The organism is Brevundimonas sp., from assembly GCF_004210735.1.
GTDB lineage: Bacteria > Pseudomonadota > Alphaproteobacteria > Caulobacterales > Caulobacteraceae > Brevundimonas.
Genome location: NZ_SDZL01000152.1, coordinates 1 through 1092 on the forward strand (window position 1 = coordinate 1; position 1092 = coordinate 1092).

Consider the following 1092-nt stretch of genomic DNA (forward strand, 5'->3'; position numbering starts at 1 on the left):
ACCGAAGAATTCGACTACAACGCGCAGGCCTCCTACGGCTCGTACGGCACCAAGACGTTTGACGGCGGCATCGGCGGCGAGATCGTCCCGGGCGTGCAGGTTCGCGGCTCGATGCTGTATCAGCACCGCGACGACTGGATCGACAACACGGAACTGGCCGGCGACGACAATCTCGGCGGCTTCGACGAGCTGGCCGGCCGCCTGCAGGTCGCCCTCAAGCCGGTCGACGCGATGGACATCCTGCTCAACGTGCATGGCCGCGATCTCGACGGCACCGCCGCTGTGTTCCGCGCCAACGTGCTGGGGCCGAACGGCCTCAACAGCAACTATGACCGCGACCGCGTGAGCTACAACCAGGGCGGCAACAACCCGCAGCAGTACAACGCCTGGGGCGGTTCGGCGAACATCGGCTATGATTTCGGCGACATCAAGCTGACCTCGATCACCGGCTATGAGAGCGCCAACGGCTACAGCCGTGGCGACATCGACGGCGGCATCGCCGGCGTGGGCCCGGGCTTCATCCCGTTCGACTCGGACACGCAGGACTCGATCGACAAGCTCGGCCAGACCACGCAGGAAATCCGCCTTGCCAGCGACACGGCAGGCCCGCTGCAATGGCAGACCGGCGTCTACTATTTCGACAGCGCCTTCACCGTCACCACGGTCGGACCGTCGGGCTTCCCGCCGCCGGCCACGCTGAAACACGAGAACAAGTCGTGGGCCGTCTTCGGCCAGCTCAGCTATGACCTGACCGACGCCCTCACCGTCACGGGCGGCGTGCGCTACACGGACGACCTGAAGAAGCTGACGGTTCCGGCCGACACGACCAACGACCGCAAGATCTCGGACGAGTATGTGAGCTGGGACGTGAGCGCGATGTACGACATCACGCAGGACTTCTCGGTGTTCGCACGTGTTGCCGATGGCTTCCGTGGCCCGTCGATCCAGGGCCGTGACGTCGCCTTCTTCAACCCGCCGTCGCTCGCCCAGTCCGAAACGGTCATGTCGTATGAGGCCGGCTTCAAGTCGACCCTGTTCGACTCGCTCCGCCTGAACGCTGCGGCCTTCACCTACGAAGTTTCCGACATACAG

The 1092-nt window shown here is 64.7% G+C and carries 1 protein-coding gene; it reads left to right on the plus strand.

All coding sequences use genetic code 11. The annotated features are described in order from the left end of the window. On the plus strand, positions 1-1092 hold a 1092-nt coding region (locus EON91_RS14550), incomplete at both ends, for a TonB-dependent receptor (RefSeq protein ID WP_292096140.1).